The sequence below is a fragment of the Paenibacillus sp. JNUCC32 genome, assembly GCF_014863545.1.
Lineage (GTDB): Bacteria > Bacillota > Bacilli > Paenibacillales > Paenibacillaceae > Paenibacillus_AQ > Paenibacillus_AQ lautus_A.
The window spans coordinates 592,858-610,922 of record NZ_CP062260.1 but is presented as its reverse complement, the minus strand read 5'-3'; the positions used below and the strand labels follow the sequence as shown (position 1 = coordinate 610,922).

Genomic DNA, 18,065 nt, shown 5'->3' with positions numbered 1-18,065 from the left:
AGGAGGATACCCTCGTGCTCTCATCGCCGTCATGGATCGATATTCGCAGCCGGGTCTCCAGAGGACTGCATTACCGGTACACCGCCTATCTGTTATTCCTTATCCTCATGATGTACAAGCTGATCATGCTGGATCATCAGCTCCATATTGCCAATATGAAGCTGGACCGGGCCGACTATGTGATCGCCGTCGGCTCGCTCCTGCTGATCTCCTTCTGGACCTTATGGCTCCCGGCAAGAGGCCGGCTTGCTTCATTAACCCTACTGAATCTGATATGGACGGGGATCCTGTACGCCGATTTAATCTATTACCGGTACTTCGATGATTTCATAACGGTGCCGGTGCTCATGCAGGCCGGGCAAGTCGGCTCGCTCGGAGACAGCATCCGTTCCCTTATACACGGCGTCGACCTGTTCTTTTTTATCGATTGGCTTGTCATCGTCCCGTTTACGGCCGTGATGGTGTTCCGCAAACGGACATCGACCTCCGAAACGTACGGGTTCCCGGGTGAATTTCAGCGGCATCGGCGGAAACGGGTGTTTGGCCGGTTGGCAGCTGGTACGCTCGTTTTCATCCTTGGCATGGTGATGACTTTCGTCCCCATCAAGAAAGCGTCCGATACTTGGGCTGTCGGCCTCTTTGAAGGCAATTGGTGGAATATTACGCTATATAACGTGACGGGACTGATCGGTTTTCACGGATATGATCTGTACCGTTACGGCCGGGATCATCTCATCGGCCAGCCGAAGCTGGCAGATGAAGAGGTCAACCAGGTCAAGGCATGGTTTGATGCCAAGCATGGGAAAGCATCCGGAACCGGGGCTTTGTTCGGCAAGTATAAAGGCAGCAACGTCATCATGATCCAGACGGAGGCCTTCATGAATTTTGTCATTGGCCAGTCGATTGGGGGGCAGGAAATTACCCCCAACTTCAACCGTTTGATGAAGGACAGCATGTATTTCAGCAATTTCTACCATCAAACCGGGCAAGGACGAACGTCCGATGCGGACTTTGTCACGCACAGCTCCCTGCTTCCCCTGCCCACGGGTTCCGTGTTTACGCGATATGCCGACCGCGAGTACGATACTCTTCCGGAGATTCTGAAGGAGCAGGGTTATGCAGCAAACGTGTTCCATGCCTATGACAGCAGCTTCTGGAACCGGACGACGATGTATCGGGAAATGAACTATGACCGTTTTTACAGCAAGAAGGATTATGAAATGAACGATGTGCTCGGATGGTCGCTGAGCGACAAAGCATTCTTCGCGCAATCGTTGGATCGTATGAAAGGCATCGAGCAGCCCTTCTATTCCTTCCTGATTACGTTAACGAGCCATCATCCGTATTATGTCCCGAAGGATGCCCGCAAGCTGGATACTGGAGAGTTTGAAGGCACGATGTTCGGGGATTATCTGCAGTCGATCCATTATGTGGACGAAGCCTTCGGCCAGTTCGAGGAGCAGATGAAGCAGCAAGGGCTGTGGGATAATACCATACTGCTCATCTATGGCGATCACGATAATTCGATCAAGGAAATATCGGACTATGAGAAGTTTCTTGGACGGGATCTGAACGCACTCGACATGGAACAGATCATGAACCAGGTCCCCCTGCTCATTCGCCTGCCTGACGGCGGGAATGCCGGAGTATATCCCGAGGCCGCCGGCATGATGAACGTGACGCCGAGCATCCTTCATCTTCTCGGCGTATCGGAAGCGCCGTATTACTGGATCGGGGGCCATCTGTTTGATGATAAGCCGCGTCTGATTCCGCTGCGCAGCGGCGCTTTTTCCGAAGAGAAGGTGTTCTACCTGCCTTCTGAAACGGCCGGGCTGGAAGGTGGAACCTGTTATGATCTGACAACGCGTCAGCCAACCGATATCCAGGCCTGCCGTGACGGGTACGACGAAACCCGGAAGCAGCTGCAAATCTCGGACCAAGTCATCACGTACGATCTGTTGAAGTTATTTAAAGCACAGGGCAAGGGTGAAATGGAGTAACAAAACAGCTTCGATTTAGGTTCAACCCAAGACCCAGGCGCCCCGCTTAACCAAAAAAACAGGTTGATCATGATGATCAGCCTGTTTTTTAATGCGATTTTCGATAAGACCATGTCCCCTTACAAGAAGACCCTTATTCTTGCCGCCTGCTTCTTCCACCCTGCCCAATAGAACACTGACTCGAGTCGGTTTCCCATCTTGGCAAACGCTTCACCACATATCACCTGAGCTTCTTCTAGGATGGCCGCCCCAGCTTCATATAAGTTGGCCAAAAAGCCCGTTCAAAGCTTGAAAGCTCTGGAACGGGCTTGCACAGGATGATTTACTTTTTAGCCGAACGAAGCTTGGACAGGCGTTCCTTCTCTTCACCTAACAACTCTTCCGCCAATTCCACGGCGTTTCGGTTCCCCTGCTCGATCACCTGAGCGACCGCTTGCTCTGTATGGGATAACGAATTCTCCGCTTGCTGAATTAACTGTTCCGTCGGATGAGACATGGCCGAGGATACGGCACGGTGCAGTTTCTCCACGGAATCTAACGCGCTGTTACTTGGACTGTTGGAGTGAAGACTGGAATCGTGACTGTTCATGACGGATGCTCCCTTCTAAAGTCGTTGTTCCTGTTGCCCTCTTAGCATGGATGGCTGAGCCAGGAACTATACCCGTAGAAATGGGAAATCCATGAATCTTCGATTGGGGGCCCGAACAGCCCGTTGGTTACTTCACAAACGGCAGCGCCTTTGCCAGCACCTCATCCTCTGTAGGTGCGCTGACATACCGGCCGTTGATATAAATGAATGCGCGTTTGCCGCAAGGACCGCAATAGGATTTGCAGCCGATCTTAATGTCGGCATCCGGCACCATTTTCTGAATCTTCGGGATGATTGTCTTCAATTTCGTATGCCTGCATTTCTCGCAGACGCGAATATCATTAGCCATTATTCATTACCTTCTTTGTTCTGAAGTATCCTAGTGGTCGCCGTGATTCCCTTGGGATGGATTCGTAATGACAAAACCTTCCTCGGGAAAATAAAGATAGTCGATTTTGACGCCGTCCAGAAAAGGTTGTCCAGCCTCCAAAATGACGTCGATCTCTTTATCCGTCGATACGACGACATCGCTTTCCTTAGGTGTGTCCAGATCCAGTCCATAGTGGGCATGATCGCCATGCGCATGGGTAACCAGCACGCGAAGTTTCTTGTCCTTGTTTTCTTCCTTGTCCAGCTCTCGCTTTATCACTTTGGCCGCATTGCGGGTAATTTTACATTTCACGTATATTCATCTCCTCACGGATGTTTCATTCAATATGTTATTGTAGACCCCTGCCGACTTTTTCGCAAGGGTTCTGTCCGTATTGCCGCTGACTGAAGGCCGCTTACCTTGCGCGCTTGACCGTGCCTTGGTTCTCATCGAGCAAACCCGGATATTTCCGTTCGACGCGGGATACGAACCAGTTCATCAGCAGCATCGTGACTCCGATATCATCGATCGGCAGGAAAGGCATGAAATCCGGCAGTACCCAGTACAGCGCAACCGGAACCAGGAATAACAGCTTGTCCCCTAAAGCAACCCGGGAAGAGGCCAAGTACCCGAATATCCGCTGGAATACGTGCGACCAGCGCCGAAGCGACCATAATCTTCTCCACTTCATGGTGCATACCTCCATTCCAATTGCATGAATATATATTACCCAATTCCTGAATCTCTAAGAAATCCCGGCCATTCCTATGCGGCCCGCAATCAATCAGAGGGCGAAAAGAGGCCACTGCCTTGATCCATGACAAGCAGCGGCCGATTCTTCTATCTTTGTATACGTTTAGGAATGCTTCTCGTTTCATTATCAGGTTATTCCAAAGACATGAACGCCGACAGGATCGATCCCACCTCGACGCACAGGTCCTCGAAATCCTCGAGCGGCAGCGGATTAATCCCATAACCGATCTCCACCGTAAAGCCCGGTCTTCTGAAATGCTGAATGAACCAATCCTTGTAGCCCGCATCGCTCCCCTGAAGCTTCACCGGCCTGTAACCGCCCGCCTGACCCATTATTCTGGCCATGTTCTCGCTTTCCGGAGGTTCGTAGTCCCTGTAATTCCAATAAATTTCCCTGCCTTGGCTGTGAAGGGAAACGGCTCGTTCCGGAGAGATCGACAGGGTATGCTGATAGACGGTCTCGGCTTCCGGCTCGCTCAGCGGCTTAGCCCCCGCATAATCCTGCGGAGAAGGGCGCGTTTTGCCCCTGCGAGCAACTTCCTCGTTCCAATGCGCCGGGAATTGGTCCCCCAAATCCACGCCGTTGATATTCGCCTTCCAGCGGCGAAAGTCCTCGCGACCGCCATTCCATTCCAGCAGACGTTCATAATAGGGATGAGGAGGTGTGATTCCTTCTTGTACGAGTTCTACCCCGTCCGGGTTTGCCATCGGGACAACCCACAGCGTATAGTCCTGGTACCAGGCCGTCGGTTCCTGATGATAAACCGTTGAATCTTGGACCAACGCCCTGCCGTACTCCTCCATGAATCGCATCAGACAAGGAGTGGTGATCCATTCATTGGCATGCAGCGCCGCATTCATGTGAAGATTCTTCGGGCCTTTGCCGATTTTGGCCGCATATATGGGTTTGCCGAGCACGCTCCGTCCGATGACGCTCCACTCGATGGCAGGGTAAAGCAGCTGCATCTCTTGGATATCGCGCTCCAGATCCCCCGGCCCATATTCGCCGGTTAACCGTATCAAATGCTTATGCGTTGGGCCCGGCAGAACGATCGTTTTTCCCTGGGGCAGCTGATTAGCCGATAAACCGGGATTCAATTCTTCCAAGGCTTCCTTGCGAAACCGGAACGCACTGGCAATACGATCAAACGTATCATGCTCCTGAATGACATACCGCCGGCGCAGCGATGCAGGAAGATAGAGCATTTGTCCCTGCTGGAGATACGGCTGCTGGGCGGCCCATGGATTTGCCGTAATCAGCTGTTCATACGCCAGACCATGTCTGGCAGCCACGCGTCTTAGTGTATCGCCTTTCTGTACGACATATTGCTGCATAATGGATTCCTTTCCGCGGCTAAGCCGCTTCAATTAGTGTCCAATCCATGTATATGAGCAGCCGCTTGTCCGACATGAGTGATGCAGCCGATCGAAACGGCGCCAAGCCCCTTCCTATCGTATGAAGGCGATCGTGAAACAAAAGAAAGGCAGGAAAGGGCCTCATCCCTTGTCCTGCCTGCCTCGCATACTCGTATTCGTAATCATTCTAATAAGCTTTAAAGTATGAACCGTGAATTATAGCTTCGTAATCTGCCATACCACCGGCGTCCGCTTGATATGCTCACCAAGCCATTCGGTTGCAATGCTCTGAAAAATTTCCGGATCTCCTGTACAGAAAAATTGATGCACCGGCCCTTCCATGCTGCTCGCGAGCTGGCCTTTATCGTACAGAATCGTGCTGACTTCGCGTGCCGTTTCATCGGCGGAGCTGATCAGCTTCACATTCGGCCCCATGACGGTTTGAATCGTATTCATGAGAAACGGATAGTGGGTACAACCCAGGATCAGGCAATCAATGGAGGTATCCTTGATGACTCGTAGCGATCGCTCCACCACCTGCAGGGAATCCTTGGACCGGAACAATCCGTGTTCGACGAGCGGTACCAATTCGGGGCAGGCTTGACTCTCTACCCCGATATATGGTGACAGCTGTTTCAGAGCCGCTGTATACGCTCCGCTGCCAATGGTTCCGACCGTACCGATCACGCCGACGTGTCCGGTCTTCGTTGCGCTTATGGCGGCTCGTGCCCCTGGATGAATGACACCGATGACCGGCACGGGCACTTTGGACGAAATATAATCAAGCGCCGCCGCCGTTGCCGTATTACAGGCGATAACGATCATTTTGGGATCATATTGAATTAAATAATCTACGATTTGCTCCGTAAATAAACGGACTTCTTCCGGTGTACGGGGTCCGTAGGGTGCGCGGGCTGTATCTCCGAAATAAATAATCTTCTCTCTCGGGAGCTGTCTCATCACTTCTTTGGCGACAGTCAGCCCGCCCACACCCGAGTCTAGTATTGCGATTGCTTGCTGCACGAACCCACCGCTTCCTTCTTGTCAAATTCATGGTTTACAGTGATACCATATGTCATTTCGGATCGAAATGTACCTTAAATCTTACCCCAATTCCCCCCTATCTTCAACAAGGGCGCCGTTGTGAAAAACCTTGGATACGATGTTCAAGCAATTGTAGGACTCTTGCTCCAGATGCGGAGCTTAGGTAGTTTATACTATAGTAAGCGCTCGTATAGAAAAGGAGAATCTCACGTGAATGACAGCATACATCGCACGGGCCTTTTTCAGGCTGCGGAGCAGTTTATCGGGCTCTGTTATGCAGAGTTAAACCGGACCGGGGAAGAAGTGCAGTCCCGGATCCGCGACATCCGCTCACAGATCGAGCGGACAGGTACATATGAACATACGATAGAGGAACTGACGCACGGGGCCAAAATGGCCTGGCGAAACAGCAACCGCTGTATCGGGAGACTCTTTTGGGATCGCCTGAAGGTCATTGATGCCAGACACTTAACGGAGACCTCCGACATCTTTTCGGCGCTTCTCCACCATATCGAGAGTGCCACCAATGGCGGAAAGATCATACCTACGATTACCATTTTCAGAGCTGCGCGTCCCGGGGAAGCTCCCCTAATGATCAAAAACCATCAATTGATTCGGTATGCGGGTTACGAAACGCCGGACGGCACGATTGGCGACCCGGCTTCGATCGCCTTCACGAAGGAATGCATGGAGATGGGTTGGCAGGGTGACTTGACCGCCCATGATGTGCTGCCGCTGGTGGTGCAGCAGGGGAATGAGCCGCCCGAGTGGCTGCCGATACCGAAATCCTCCGTGCTGGAGGTCTGCCTGGAGCATCCTGATCTTCCGGAGCTTAAAGAGGAAGGGTTAAAATGGTACGGGGTGCCTCTCATCTCGGACATGCTGCTTGAGATCGGGGGCATTACGTATACGGCCGCTCCGTTCAACGGATGGTATATGGGAACCGAAATCGGTGCCCGCAACCTCGCAGATGAGGCCCGTTACAACAAGCTTCCGCTCATCGCCAAGCTGATGGGACTGGAGACTTCAAGCGAAGCCACCTTGTGGAGGGATCGTGCACTGGTCGAACTCAATGTGGCCGTGCTTTATTCCTACAAAAAGGCGGGCGTCAGCATCGTGGACCATCACTCGGCTGCAGCCCAGTTCGGTCTGTTCGAACGGCGTGAAGCGCAGGCCGGGCGCGAGCTTACCGGAGACTGGAGCTGGCTGATTCCTCCGGTTTCGCCGGCCACCACGCATATTTTTCATGCATCCTATCATAATGACATGCGTTCGCCGAATTTCCATTATAGGAACAAGGAACAATAATCCCGCCTGACCACGCTAAACACTAAACGCAGCAAAGCCGGGGTGTTTGGCGCCGCCCCGGCTTTTCATGTATTTTGGCGTGATCCTTATTCCCGTAATCGATGTGCTGAAGACTGATGATCCTGGTTTTAATCGTTGATCTTCTCTTCCGAAACAGAGGGCACATACGCCTCTTCTTCAAAATCCTCATCAAACGAGGACACCTGTGCGATTTCCTCTTCTGCCAGCCAGCTCTCCTGCCGGTTCCGCCAGGACTGAATGTCGGAGATGACATGCTCGGCACGATCCGTCATGATGCCGATCAGATTAACGCCCTGCTCTCCTACCTTCTCCGCTGCCTCCTGCACCTTGGCACCGATTCCGCGTGCGCCGTCAGCAATGTCATCCCGAAGCTCTTTGCCGGATTTCGGAGCCAGAAGAAGTGCGGTAACAGAACCTGCAACACTGCCGATCAATACTCCCCAGAGGAGTCCTTTGCTCTTCTCTTTCATATCCCATCTCTCCTTCTATTTGGCTTGCCCTTCGCCGGACTTGGAGGCATATTTGTTCCAGGAATGCCAGAGCGTCATCCCGGCATCCACCCAACGGAACATCTCCCCGATCTGCCGTTCATTATCGAGGCGAGCACGTTCCAGATGCTCAATGGCCGTTATGGAAGCTTTTTTCCCAACAGCATGAACCGCATCGGCCGTCTTGGCTACGGCTGTCGCTGCACTGGACATGGAAGCGGCAAAAGCTTCGCCGGCTGCCAGCTGACGCTGTATCATCTCCAAAGAGACGGAAGCCTGCTCAAGCACTTGCGAAGCCTCCTGTGCCAATCGGGCGCTGTCTTCTTCAAGCCGGCCCAGCATGGTCTCAGCCCGCCGCATCAGCTTTCTAATCGACAGCATCATGACCACCGCGGCAACCGCGATCAGCACGATGCCGGCGGCAGCGGCCAGCGCACTCCATTCTGTCATCGGGAACTCCTCCTTTCGTCCGACCGGGCGAATGCCTAGTCGCTTGATGCATTATAAGCAGGTTGGGCTTGTCTTGACACAACATCGGCGATCTTTTTATTTCGGCCAGAGAACAACGAATATCCCCGCCCGCTCAAGGAACATGCGGCAACGGTACGAATTCAACAAAAAACAGACCGTTCAGAGGATTCCCTGAAGGTCTGTTCTTCCATGAGTCATATAGATGAGCGAGCCCATGCGGGCATGGGAGAAATCATTCAAGCTAAGCTAAGCAGCCATCAGTACAGTTCGTTCTTTAAATATTCGCGAACGTTTCCCGCAAACTGCTCCAGCACATCGGGAAGTACGGGCGTTAAAGAATGCAACGCCTGCCGGTCCCAATCATAGTAGTCCTGTACGAGCGGCTTACGTAAACGAACCAGCTCCATCAGAACCTTATGAACCTCTTGCGGAAACACCTTTTCCTCATGATTGATATCCATGATATCTTCGTAACTGCTGGCATCCCGCATAATAAATCCGTCGATCAGGTAGCTTCCCACATCCGTGACGACCTCGATCGCCAGATGAAGCGCACGCTCCTGAACCAGGCCCAGAACCAGGCCTCCGTCCCACGATTGCGCCGCGGCCCGCAAACCTTCCGCAATGTCCGGAATTGCGTTCAGCCGCCGTTCAATTTGCTCTTGATTCACATAATACACCGCAAATCTCCTCCAGCCTGTTGTTGTAAGTCTATCTACGCCTACACTTCAAAATCAACGCTAAGCGTATGATCTTTCACCGTATTGATGTATTGGATCACTTCCTGATGTACGGGGTGAACGGCATAAGCCTGCAAATCTTCAAGATTGTCAACTTCAACGATCAAAGCCAAATCATAAGAGCGCTCGGAGCGGATCACATCGGCACCCGCTTCAAGGGATCTCAGCATCGGAATTTTCCCGTCCATGTCGCGCAGCACCTGCACGGTTTTCTCAATATTCTCTGCGGTTGGATCCTTTAATTTGAAAAAAACAATATGTTTAATCATCGTCCGTTCCTCCATCTCTAGCATATATGTAAAACTAAAACTCTCGTATCTATCATACCCCGTTCGACCGGAAAAAGAAATCGCTCCCACGTACATGAGGAACATCAAGGCTCTCCAGATATAACCAAACAGGAGCATCGACTGGACGGCGCCAGAACGTGCTCCTGAATGAACATCCTATTAAAAAAGCCGGTCATTTGGATTTATGCGCTAAATATGGTTCAGCATGTTCCGGGCAATCCAGACCCCGGCGGCTCCTGCCTGAGCAAGCCCTCGGGTAATTCCGGCGCCATCCCCGCCGCAATACAGCCCCTTGATCTCCGTCTCGAAGGAATCCGACAGCTTCGGCCTTGCGGAGTAAAACTTGGCCTCGACGCCATAGAACAACGTGTGCTCCGACGCGATCCCCGGCGTGACTTGATCAAGCGCTTCAACCATCTCGATCAGACTTTTCATCGTGTTGTAAGGCAGCACCAAGCCAAGATCGCCTGGAACGGCTTCCTTCAGCGTCGGCTCAAGAAACCCTTCGCGGATTCTGCCCTCGGTGGATCTCCGGCCGCGAAGCACGTCGCCGAATTTCTGCACGATGACCCCGCCGCTGGACAGATCATTCGCCCGCTTGCATATTTCGCGCGCGTATTCGTTAGGCTTATCAAACGGCTCCGTAAACTTATGGGATACCAGCAGCGCAAAGTTCGTATTGGCCGAGCCCAACGCCGGATCCTTGTAGGAATGGCCGTTGGCGGCCATGACGCCGCTGTGGTTTTCCACCACGACATGGCCGGAAGGATTACTGCAGAATGTCCGCACGCGGGTCCCGACCGAAGTGTTGAAGATGAATTTGCCTTCATACAAATGCTCGTTGATTTCACGCATGACCACATCCGAGGTTTCGACGCGCACGCCGACATCCACTTGGTTATTATGCATTTTCAATCTGCGTTTTTTAAGAATGCCGGTCAACCAGGCAGACCCGTCGCGGCCGGGGGCAACCATCACCAGATTCGCCTCATGGACCTCTCCGCCCTTCATCGCGATGCCGGTGACGCGGTGGGTGCCGTCCTCCTTGACGGTGACGATGTCCTCGACCTCCGCCCGGAATGCCATATCAATCCTTGTCTTTAAATATTCATAAATCGACTTCAGGATTTCCAAATTCTGCTCGGTTCCAAGATGCCTTACCTGTGCGCGAAGCAGCTTAAGGCCTGCTGCGTATCCTCGCTGTTCAATATCGCGGATCGCATGGGTCGTCGGATCTGTAATGGCAGGCGTCGCCCCATGCTCCAGGTTGATGGCGTCCACATATTGAATGAGCTCCATGACTTTGGATCCGGGCAAATAATCGGTCATCCAGCCGCCAAACTCTGTGGTTATGTTGAATTTGCCGTCACTGTATGCCCCGGCTCCACCAAATCCGGCCGTAATCGAGCAGGCCGGCAGGCAACCGGCGAATTCCTTCCGGCCTACCGCCGGAGGACACAGCTTAATCTTCTCCTCCAGAATCGGACAGCTTCTCCGGTAAATATCATGTCCCTTGTCAACCAGCAGCACCCTGCTGCCCGGTGATTTCAATGTCAGCTCATAACATGCAAAAATTCCCGCAGGACCGGCACCAACAACGATAACATCATATTTGCTCATCATATCCCCCTGTGTGTTTGACTGTCGTTTGCGCACACCGATTTCAGGCACAAAAAAATCCTGCTCCGAATAGGTATGCTTGCGCACCCTATTCGTAGTCAGGAATTTAAGGTCCCTTGTAGAAACCCCTGAACCTTATTTTCAGGGATATACGAATAAGCCTATTTTTCTCTTCAACAACCATAGTTAATATAAAACGGAATTACGAATGAGTCAATACGAATATTTGAAATTGTTCGTCTTTTGCGATAAATTTCGATTTATACAGGGGAATAATCGTTAATTTTTATATAAATACGAACAATGTTCCAACAAGACCAAATACACATTGTAGGTCTATCGAACCACTGCGCCGGCTCCATAAATCATGTAACAACGAAATGGAAACAAATGTTTAGTGATTGGCTATTGAAAAGATAGTGTCGAATATTGTAGTATTGTGTTAAAAAAAATCGGAGGAATTATGCCTACACAACTGCAGCAAGAAAAACACTCCATTGAGGCGTGGTCCCTGATCAACCGTAAATATTTGGGGAAAGGCGTGCGAGTCAAGCGCTTTCGTCGGCCGACCCGCTGCCAAATTCGTAACCGCGTCCTGCTAGCCGTACTTATGGCCAACGATATCAAATTGTCGCAATTGGCCGAGGAACTGGGAGTATCCTCCCGTAGCGTCAGCGCCTGGGTATATGAGGGACGCGTTCCCGGAAAAAACAACCTGGAGAAAGCCTGCGACTACTTGGGTTATCCCCGCCACATTCTCTTCAGAGAAGAATTGCTGGACAAGTCGCCCTTGATCTGTCAGCCAGCGCCTTCCCGATTCATGAAACGCACCCTGACACGCTCTCCGGTCAGCAATCGGATTCTGACAGGCCTGTGCATGGTTCATGATTTGTCGGTGAGCGATGTCAGCCGCTGGATCGGCGTGCATCCCGGCACGTTCCGCAAATGGCTGCACCAAGGCACCGTACCTTCAGCAGCATTTCAGGAGAAAGCGGAACAGTTCTTTCGAATCCCTAAGTCTGTGTTATTCGCAGATTGCGCACTGAAGCAAGAGTCCCGATAAAACTAGCCGTTAAACCAATAACCATACTTATGATCTGACACAAATGCTCTGCTTGCCGGACTCCATTCGGCCAAGCCGGGCTTATTTTGTGTCATGGCATAGTTTGAGGTTTTCAGGGAATACAAGTAACATCGGGCATACGAAAGCATCCAGGAATGAGGTGACTGACCAATGAAGCTGCGTCAGAAGGAAATTGGCGCTTCACTGGGATTGCTGGCTGGAACGACCATGGGAAGCGGCATCGGATTCCTCCTCGGATGGCACTCCTACAATCTGATGGTCCTGGTTTCCCTCTTCGGTTTTTTCGGTATTGCAGCCGGTCTTTGGGCAGGCTCCCGAAGAATATTCAAAGAGCTCCCTTAAAAACCATGTGAGGCTCGTCGTTCTGCCTGATTCTTGCTGAACGTTCAGGCATAAGCTCAAAAAAAGCAGGCCGGTAATTTTCCGGTCTGCTTTGATATGATTAGTTATGGGTCTTCGTCTCGTTTATAACGTACCATTTCCCAGGATTAACGCCATCGTTTTTGAAATGTTGAACGACTCCGTCAATGGCGGCTCTTTGGTCATGGCCTCGGGTGGTCGTATCCGGCATATCCTGAATGCTCCAGGTCTTGCCTCCGTCCTCGGTTTTGGCTTGACCGCTGAATCCCGTTTCGGGCGAGATAAAATGGAGAAAGCCGGCATTCGGCGTGCTTCCTATCCGGTTCCATGTTTCTCCGCCATCCGTTGTACGGTACAGATCGTTATTCTCCATCACGGTCCAGGCCTGCTTTCCGTTCAGCGCAAAGATTTGGCGTACTGTGCCCTTCAGTTGAGCTTGAACCTCCCATTCGGTGCCTCCATCATCACTAAAAGCAATCCAGCCTTCTCCGCCGATCCAGCCTGAGTTATGATTAACGAGCCGGACTGCCGTCACATCCGATAAATCCACATCGGGTTCGGCCGCTGGATCTTCTTGCGTGTCTGCTGCGGAACCGTTTCCTGCGCTGCCATCCGTATGGCCTGAGGTTTCATCCGTGCCGGAAGGCGGCTTTGTCTCAGGAATATCTCCCTTGAGGGAGTTTCCCAATGCCTCAGTCGGCAAAGACCCGGCCCCATTCCCTTTATCCGATGGCTGACATCCGACAGCTACGCTGACTGCGATCAACATCATCAGCATAAAGCCCATCCTGTTTCGAGGTTTTATCATGCGATCACACCCCTTATGTTCTAAATACCAAAACGGCTATTTACGCTTTCGTCCCATTCCATCACCCTCATACGGAACGGTACTCCTATTCAGTATAACGCGATTTCCACATGAAGAGGAACGAAAAAAGCTGTTTTTCAAGTCGAATTCCACTTGAAAAACAGCTTTGCTTCATAGATGCGGTCGAGAGGACTCGAACCTCCACGGGGGTAAGCCCACACGGACCTGAACCGTGCGCGTCTGCCAATTCCGCCACGACCGCATATTATGTAAGTCGTGATCTTGTTGATCACCGTAATTAAGAGTATATTACGCCCCAAGCTAAAAAGCAAGCATTTTTTCAAAAAAAATGTCGAAACCATCATTTCATCATGGTTTCGACTAATCAGGCCAGTCTCAGATCGTCCATTGATCATGTATGATGCCGGACAATACCCAACGATCCTCATACCGCTCAAACACTAGCCGCAGGCTTTCCCAGTCCATGCCCGCATAATCAGGATCAACTCCATCATAATAATACTCAACGATGCAGGCCTCTCTGTACTGGCTGCTGGCATTGTTCACCGTATTTCCTTCGCTCTTCGATTGGTTATATCCGATCCACGGCGCCTTCGCAAAGTCCAGCGAATAAATGAATTTCTTGTAATAGCCATCAAGAGTCATCGAAATCGGTTCTCCGCTGCCGTCAAACTCACCCCATCGGTAAACGGCGTCGTTGTTCAATCCCTGCCGCAGCTGCTGCTTGCTGAGCGTTACGTCCTTCTGCCGGTCGACGTAAGCATACGGAGAGAAGGTGATTCCGTCTGGATGAGCGAGTTCGGCCAGCTTCTCAAAATCCTTGTTTTTCAAAAATGCGATCGCTTCAGCACTGATTTTGGACAGGGCGGCTTCTGCTTCTTTCGGCGTGAGCAGCGGATAAATCATAGCTTCTTTAGCCTTGTTATCCCAGGATACCTTGCCTCCAAGCCCTTCAGCCGAGAAACGGAGCGGGATGTAAACCCGTCCCTCCCTGAGAAGAGGCGGAGCATGCAGGGTCACGACCTTGCCGTCCTTCACGGCACGGGTATGCCCAACGGTATAACTCGTCGTATGTTTGCCATTGCTCACGATCGCCGACCGATCGGCTTGATTCCAACGCACCTCGGCACCCATAGCTTCCGAAATGCCGCGGAATGGCACCATCACCCTCCCTTGATGAATAAAAGCAGGCGAATCCAGCAGCAATTTGCCGCCATTCACCCTAATTTCAATAGGTTTGTCTGAAGATGTACCCGAAGCCCAAACTTCTTCTCCTCCAAACAGGAAACCGGCGATCCCTATCGCTGCCGCCATCATACCGGCCAGCAGCTTTTTCACTCCTTGACGTTTCTTCATCACAAACTATCCCCTCCTTCTGCTCAGTTCACTATCTCTTTTTCCATTTCCATTATAAAATGTCTATAACCCATAGACCCATCCATAAAGCAATTGCCGATTACTCCGTGCAGCCACTGGATATGCACTCCCCTCACGCCCCAGGTTCGCTATGCCTAACCCCCCATTTATATTTACTCAACATACCTTTTATACAGTCAAGGATCAGGAAAGAGGAATTGAGACGCTGAGGAAGAACTTGTCTAAGCATGAGATTATATTTCTACCGGGGGGATTCTTATTGAAACGATATCTGCTGCCATTATTCATCCTGATCATGAGTCTGCTTTACATTTTCTTCATTCCTTCCGAGCCCATGCTCGTCAAACTGCTGTTCAAACTCATCCCCATGTGGCTCATCATCCTGTTTGCATATCGGCAATTCCCGCCCCGTGCCACGAAAGTTCACTATCTTCTGTTATTGGGACTGTTCTTCTGCATGATCGGTGACGGTACGCTGATCTGGTTTGTCGTTGGCCTTACCTTTTTTCTGATCGGTCACCTGTTCTATACGGCCGGCTTTCTGGGACAATGGCGATATTCGCTTCCCCGCCTCCTCAGCATCGTTCCGATTGCGGCCTATTCCGTCTGGATGGGCATTCAATTGGTAACCTCTCTCAACTCAAATGGGGAGCAGGCTTTGATATTTCCCGTCATCGCTTATATTGCGGTCATTTCGACCATGCTCTGGACCTCCGTCATGACCGGAAACCGGTTAGCCATGCTTGGAAGTCTGCTCTTTGTCATCTCGGACTCGATCCTGTCCTGGAACATGTTTGTTTCCGATATCCTTTATTCGAACGTATGGATCATGACCACGTATTATGCAGCCCAGTTTCTGATAGCCAGAAGCATCTCGGCTTTTAACTGGACGAAAGCGCGGAGCAGGGGCGACTCGTCGCTCAATGCTTCCACCATCCATTAGAAAACCAAAAAAAGCCGAGTCCGGGTTCCCCCCGGGCTCAGCTTTTACAGGACATTTCACCGCTTCATGTTCCATGATATGTCGGTCCATAACTCCCCTATCAAGCAACGAAGCAACGCCGAGTCCTCAATCACGCCAGTTCATGCGAACCTGCTTAATCCCCTCTACCTGCCACAACTGCTCGAACAATCCGTTAATTCCCTTGCTGTTGAACGAGTATACCCGGAATTCCATTGTGACCTTGGTCGAATCGTCTTCCGTCGTGTCATTGTTCACGATCATGCCTTCCACCGTCATATTGGCCTTTTGCAGCAATTCCGTAATCGTGCTCACATGTACCGGACGGTCACCCGCCTCGATGATAATCTTTAAGCTGCCGGACTTTTTGATAAAGAGAAACCTCGATTCCAATTTATTCAGCACCAGCGTGCTGACCAGAACGATCGCTGTCGTGATGATCGCAGGCCAGTAAAAACCGGAGCCCACGCTTAAACCAATAGCCGCTGCCACCCATAAAGTGGCGGCCGTGGTCAGACCTGAAATGATATGATTGGAACGCCGCAATATGGCTCCGGCACCAAGAAAACCGATACCGCTTACAACTTGTGCCGCCAGCCGGGCAGGATCAAACCTCGCATTGGGATGATTGATCAGTGCAGAATCAAACCCGTAGATGGAAGTCAGCATAATCAGCGTCGATCCGACGGCCACCAAGAGATGGGTTTTTAACCCGGCCTGCTTATTCCGGCGTTCCCGCTCCCAACCGATCAAACCGCCGAGCAATGCAGCGAACAGCAGCCGCATCAGCATGGTCTCCGTATCCAGTTGAAACACATCCATTCCTAATCTCCACCCATCTTCATCATGTAAGGCGGCTCTTCGTTATGCCATATGTTCATCCTGCCAGCGCCATAACTCTTTGCTGGAGGTGGATATGCCGATTACACCGCTCTTTAGAGCCGTATCAAAATCCTCCAAATCGATCATGAGCCCCCCAGCAATGACAGGCACGTCCACCTCTGCGCGAATACGTTCCATAATCCGCTGGCACACCATGCCCGGGAGCACTTCAATGGCATCGGGATTGGAGGCCTTAATCATCTTGATCCCGTTGTCCAGGGAGACGGAGTCAAATACGAACAGACGCTGAACCGTTAACAAGCCCAGCTTCTTTGCTTCCACAATCGCCGTGTTTTTTGTCGTGACAATCCCGTCGATGCCAACCTTCTCAGCCAAGTACTTAACTCCCGTCTTATCTTTGCCGATCCCTTCAATCAGATCAAAATGCACAAACGAAAGCTTGCCTGCCTCGCGAATCTCCTCGACGATCGATTCAATGATAAAAATATCGGTCTTGAGAATAAATACGATGTTCGATTCGGTCGCTAACACGGCAGGAAGTTCATCCGCATTCATTAATGAAGTAATAATGGGTTTACGCTTCAAGCAATACGAAATTCGTTGTGCACCTTCAACACTGGTTTTCATGTCTTCACCTCGTTGCCGCCGCAACCTCTCCAATTCTCCCGTTGCCCCGGCATATTTTTGTAGATACTCGTCATTGCGCTTCGTTTGCCTGCTGCAAGGCAGTACCGCTGAGATAAATATCGTGAACCGAATTCAGCACATAGGTGGGCTTCACGCTACTGTCCATCAGATCCTCCTTGGTCGACACCCCGGTCAGCACCAAAGCCGTGCTCATTCCCGCCTGATTGCCCATCTTGATATCCGTCTCCAGCCGATCCCCCGACATCAGGCAATCTTCGGCCTTCACTCCCAAAATATCAAGAGCCGTCAATGCCGTCAAGACGGAGGGTTTGCCCATGACCGTCGTAATGGTAATGCCGGCAGTGCCTTCGATGGCACCAATCATGCCGCCGCAATCCGGAACATCGCCGCCAGGCATCGGACATGTTCGATCCGGGTGGGTAGCAATAACCTCAGCGCCCCCCTTGATCGCCTGATATGCAAAATCCAGATGACGATAGTGAAAATCCCGATCCCACGATACGACCACGACGTCGGTTTCCTCCGGGGATGAGGCGAATCGTATCCCATTATCCAGCAGCTCAGCCTTCAATATATCCTCGCCAATGACATATACTTTTGCGTCCGGATGATGCTTCTGAAGATAATGAATCGTAACAAGCGCGGGATTCAGAATATGATTCAATTCAACCTGAATGCCAAGCTTCGCTAATTTCTTCAAATAATTCTCCCTAGAGTCTATCGTTTTGTTGGTCAAAAACAACAGCCTCTTATCCAATCCCTGCAAGTAATGAATGGTCTCCACCGCACCGTCGATGGCCTCGGCCCCAAGATAAATCGTACCGTCCAAATCAAAAATATACCCTGCAAAATGATCCATACTTCGTTCTCCTCTGCATGTTCAATCTGTAATTTCGCCTGCAAACGTCATGGG

At 51.3% G+C, this 18,065-nt stretch carries 21 protein-coding genes, 1 tRNA gene and 1 riboswitch; of the genes, 5 read left to right on the top strand and 17 right to left on the bottom strand.

The window, feature by feature from the left end; all coding sequences use genetic code 11:
* Positions 1 to 14: 14 nt before the first annotated feature.
* Positions 15 to 2,000, top strand: coding sequence for an LTA synthase family protein (locus tag JNUCC32_RS02740; RefSeq protein WP_192571021.1), 1,986 nt, complete (start codon positions 15 to 17; stop codon positions 1,998 to 2,000).
* A 322-nt stretch (positions 2,001 to 2,322) separates the two neighbouring features.
* Here JNUCC32_RS02740 and JNUCC32_RS02735 read toward each other — a convergent pair whose 3' ends face one another.
* From JNUCC32_RS02735 to racE, 6 genes are all read right to left on the bottom strand, one after another.
* A complete protein-coding gene (locus tag JNUCC32_RS02735) occupies positions 2,323 to 2,589 on the bottom strand; it encodes a hypothetical protein (protein WP_009593780.1) in 267 nt (88 codons plus the stop codon).
* Between the two features lie 127 nt (positions 2,590 to 2,716).
* Positions 2,717 to 2,938: a YuzB family protein gene (locus JNUCC32_RS02730; RefSeq protein ID WP_015736716.1), complete on the bottom strand. Its 222-nt coding sequence runs from the start codon at positions 2,936 to 2,938 to the stop codon at positions 2,717 to 2,719.
* A gap of 30 nt (positions 2,939 to 2,968) precedes the next feature.
* The gene (locus JNUCC32_RS02725; RefSeq protein WP_009593786.1) at positions 2,969 to 3,271 is read right to left on the bottom strand and encodes a HesB/IscA family protein; all 303 of its coding nucleotides are present in this window, start codon (positions 3,269 to 3,271) and stop codon (positions 2,969 to 2,971) included.
* A 103-nt stretch (positions 3,272 to 3,374) separates the two neighbouring features.
* On the bottom strand, positions 3,375 to 3,650 hold the full coding sequence (locus JNUCC32_RS02720) for a hypothetical protein (protein WP_192571020.1): 276 nt from the start codon (positions 3,648 to 3,650) through the stop codon (positions 3,375 to 3,377).
* A gap of 194 nt (positions 3,651 to 3,844) precedes the next feature.
* Positions 3,845 to 5,047, bottom strand: a complete 1,203-nt coding sequence (locus JNUCC32_RS02715; RefSeq protein WP_192572580.1) for a M14 family metallopeptidase — start codon at positions 5,045 to 5,047, stop codon at positions 3,845 to 3,847.
* Between the two features lie 237 nt (positions 5,048 to 5,284).
* Positions 5,285 to 6,091: a glutamate racemase gene (racE, locus tag JNUCC32_RS02710; RefSeq protein WP_192571019.1), complete on the bottom strand. Its 807-nt coding sequence runs from the start codon at positions 6,089 to 6,091 to the stop codon at positions 5,285 to 5,287.
* Positions 6,092 to 6,322: 231 nt separating this feature from the next.
* On the opposite strand from racE, the gene JNUCC32_RS02705 reads away from it, so the two are divergent.
* The gene (locus tag JNUCC32_RS02705; RefSeq protein ID WP_192571018.1) at positions 6,323 to 7,420 is read left to right on the top strand and encodes a nitric oxide synthase oxygenase; all 1,098 of its coding nucleotides are present in this window, start codon (positions 6,323 to 6,325) and stop codon (positions 7,418 to 7,420) included.
* Positions 7,421 to 7,548: 128 nt separating this feature from the next.
* Here JNUCC32_RS02705 and JNUCC32_RS02700 read toward each other — a convergent pair whose 3' ends face one another.
* From JNUCC32_RS02700 to JNUCC32_RS02680, 5 genes are all read right to left on the bottom strand, one after another.
* Positions 7,549 to 7,911 (bottom strand): YtxH domain-containing protein, encoded by a 363-nt coding sequence (locus tag JNUCC32_RS02700; protein WP_036660184.1) that lies wholly within the window; start codon positions 7,909 to 7,911, stop codon positions 7,549 to 7,551.
* A gap of 15 nt (positions 7,912 to 7,926) precedes the next feature.
* Complete coding sequence (locus JNUCC32_RS02695) at positions 7,927 to 8,379, bottom strand: DUF948 domain-containing protein (protein WP_192571017.1); 453 nt, start codon at positions 8,377 to 8,379, stop codon at positions 7,927 to 7,929.
* 278 nt (positions 8,380 to 8,657) lie between these two features.
* Positions 8,658 to 9,080, bottom strand: coding sequence for a DUF86 domain-containing protein (locus JNUCC32_RS02690; RefSeq protein WP_009593787.1), 423 nt, complete (start codon positions 9,078 to 9,080; stop codon positions 8,658 to 8,660).
* Between the two features lie 41 nt (positions 9,081 to 9,121).
* Positions 9,122 to 9,409, bottom strand: coding sequence for a Dabb family protein (locus JNUCC32_RS02685; protein WP_015736721.1), 288 nt, complete (start codon positions 9,407 to 9,409; stop codon positions 9,122 to 9,124).
* A gap of 210 nt (positions 9,410 to 9,619) precedes the next feature.
* A complete protein-coding gene (locus JNUCC32_RS02680) occupies positions 9,620 to 11,050 on the bottom strand; it encodes an NAD(P)/FAD-dependent oxidoreductase (protein WP_096776075.1) in 1,431 nt (476 codons plus the stop codon).
* A 75-nt stretch (positions 11,051 to 11,125) separates the two neighbouring features.
* Positions 11,126 to 11,225: riboswitch (purine riboswitch) on the bottom strand.
* Between the two features lie 288 nt (positions 11,226 to 11,513).
* Between JNUCC32_RS02680 and JNUCC32_RS02675 the strand changes: the two genes are divergently transcribed.
* Complete coding sequence (locus JNUCC32_RS02675; protein ID WP_009593788.1) at positions 11,514 to 12,113, top strand: helix-turn-helix domain-containing protein; 600 nt, start codon at positions 11,514 to 11,516, stop codon at positions 12,111 to 12,113.
* Between the two features lie 171 nt (positions 12,114 to 12,284).
* Entirely contained in the window at positions 12,285 to 12,476 is a 192-nt protein-coding gene (locus tag JNUCC32_RS02670) for a hypothetical protein (protein ID WP_090909398.1), read from the top strand.
* 100 nt (positions 12,477 to 12,576) lie between these two features.
* Here JNUCC32_RS02670 and JNUCC32_RS02665 read toward each other — a convergent pair whose 3' ends face one another.
* The 3 genes from JNUCC32_RS02665 to JNUCC32_RS02655 all read right to left on the bottom strand — a co-directional run bounded on the left by JNUCC32_RS02665 (position 12,577) and on the right by JNUCC32_RS02655 (position 14,679).
* On the bottom strand, positions 12,577 to 13,302 hold the full coding sequence (locus JNUCC32_RS02665; RefSeq protein WP_228468864.1) for a WD40/YVTN/BNR-like repeat-containing protein: 726 nt from the start codon (positions 13,300 to 13,302) through the stop codon (positions 12,577 to 12,579).
* A 178-nt stretch (positions 13,303 to 13,480) separates the two neighbouring features.
* Positions 13,481 to 13,564 (bottom strand) — tRNA-Leu (locus JNUCC32_RS02660).
* Between the two features lie 134 nt (positions 13,565 to 13,698).
* Positions 13,699 to 14,679 carry a copper amine oxidase N-terminal domain-containing protein gene (locus tag JNUCC32_RS02655; protein WP_192571016.1) on the bottom strand — a complete coding sequence of 327 codons (981 nt, stop codon included), beginning with the start codon at positions 14,677 to 14,679 and terminating at the stop codon, positions 13,699 to 13,701.
* 280 nt (positions 14,680 to 14,959) lie between these two features.
* Between JNUCC32_RS02655 and JNUCC32_RS02650 the strand changes: the two genes are divergently transcribed.
* Complete coding sequence (locus JNUCC32_RS02650; protein WP_192571015.1) at positions 14,960 to 15,643, top strand: lysoplasmalogenase; 684 nt, start codon at positions 14,960 to 14,962, stop codon at positions 15,641 to 15,643.
* A gap of 126 nt (positions 15,644 to 15,769) precedes the next feature.
* Here the strand turns inward: JNUCC32_RS02650 and JNUCC32_RS02645 are convergent, their stop codons facing one another.
* The 3 genes from JNUCC32_RS02645 to JNUCC32_RS02635 all read right to left on the bottom strand — a co-directional run bounded on the left by JNUCC32_RS02645 (position 15,770) and on the right by JNUCC32_RS02635 (position 18,011).
* Positions 15,770 to 16,483, bottom strand: coding sequence for an MgtC/SapB family protein (locus JNUCC32_RS02645; protein WP_009593619.1), 714 nt, complete (start codon positions 16,481 to 16,483; stop codon positions 15,770 to 15,772).
* A 42-nt stretch (positions 16,484 to 16,525) separates the two neighbouring features.
* Positions 16,526 to 17,131: a glycerol-3-phosphate responsive antiterminator gene (locus JNUCC32_RS02640; protein ID WP_009593577.1), complete on the bottom strand. Its 606-nt coding sequence runs from the start codon at positions 17,129 to 17,131 to the stop codon at positions 16,526 to 16,528.
* A gap of 70 nt (positions 17,132 to 17,201) precedes the next feature.
* Complete coding sequence (locus JNUCC32_RS02635; protein ID WP_192571014.1) at positions 17,202 to 18,011, bottom strand: HAD-IIA family hydrolase; 810 nt, start codon at positions 18,009 to 18,011, stop codon at positions 17,202 to 17,204.
* Positions 18,012 to 18,065 lie beyond the last annotated feature (54 nt).

Excerpts from the sequence above, each read along its gene's own strand:
- JNUCC32_RS02655 (WP_192571016.1), bottom strand. The coding sequence starts at position 14,679 with ATGAAGAAACGTCAAGGAGTGAAAAAGCTGCTGGCCGGTATGATGGCG.
- JNUCC32_RS02715 (WP_192572580.1), bottom strand. The coding sequence starts at position 5,047 with ATGCAGCAATATGTCGTACAGAAAGGCGATACACTAAGACGCGTGGCT.
- JNUCC32_RS02675 (WP_009593788.1), top strand. The coding sequence starts at position 11,514 with ATGCCTACACAACTGCAGCAAGAAAAACACTCCATTGAGGCGTGGTCC.
- JNUCC32_RS02645 (WP_009593619.1), bottom strand. The coding sequence starts at position 16,483 with ATGGATGTGTTTCAACTGGATACGGAGACCATGCTGATGCGGCTGCTG.
- JNUCC32_RS02695 (WP_192571017.1), bottom strand. The coding sequence starts at position 8,379 with ATGACAGAATGGAGTGCGCTGGCCGCTGCCGCCGGCATCGTGCTGATC.
- JNUCC32_RS02685 (WP_015736721.1), bottom strand. The coding sequence starts at position 9,409 with ATGATTAAACATATTGTTTTTTTCAAATTAAAGGATCCAACCGCAGAG.
- JNUCC32_RS02735 (WP_009593780.1), bottom strand. The coding sequence starts at position 2,589 with ATGAACAGTCACGATTCCAGTCTTCACTCCAACAGTCCAAGTAACAGC.
- JNUCC32_RS02700 (WP_036660184.1), bottom strand. The coding sequence starts at position 7,911 with ATGAAAGAGAAGAGCAAAGGACTCCTCTGGGGAGTATTGATCGGCAGT.
- JNUCC32_RS02665 (WP_228468864.1), bottom strand. The coding sequence starts at position 13,302 with ATGATAAAACCTCGAAACAGGATGGGCTTTATGCTGATGATGTTGATC.
- JNUCC32_RS02720 (WP_192571020.1), bottom strand. The coding sequence starts at position 3,650 with ATGAAGTGGAGAAGATTATGGTCGCTTCGGCGCTGGTCGCACGTATTC.
- JNUCC32_RS02680 (WP_096776075.1), bottom strand. The coding sequence starts at position 11,050 with ATGAGCAAATATGATGTTATCGTTGTTGGTGCCGGTCCTGCGGGAATT.
- JNUCC32_RS02635 (WP_192571014.1), bottom strand. The coding sequence starts at position 18,011 with ATGGATCATTTTGCAGGGTATATTTTTGATTTGGACGGTACGATTTAT.
- JNUCC32_RS02640 (WP_009593577.1), bottom strand. The coding sequence starts at position 17,131 with ATGAAAACCAGTGTTGAAGGTGCACAACGAATTTCGTATTGCTTGAAG.
- JNUCC32_RS02730 (WP_015736716.1), bottom strand. The coding sequence starts at position 2,938 with ATGGCTAATGATATTCGCGTCTGCGAGAAATGCAGGCATACGAAATTG.
- JNUCC32_RS02670 (WP_090909398.1), top strand. The coding sequence starts at position 12,285 with ATGAAGCTGCGTCAGAAGGAAATTGGCGCTTCACTGGGATTGCTGGCT.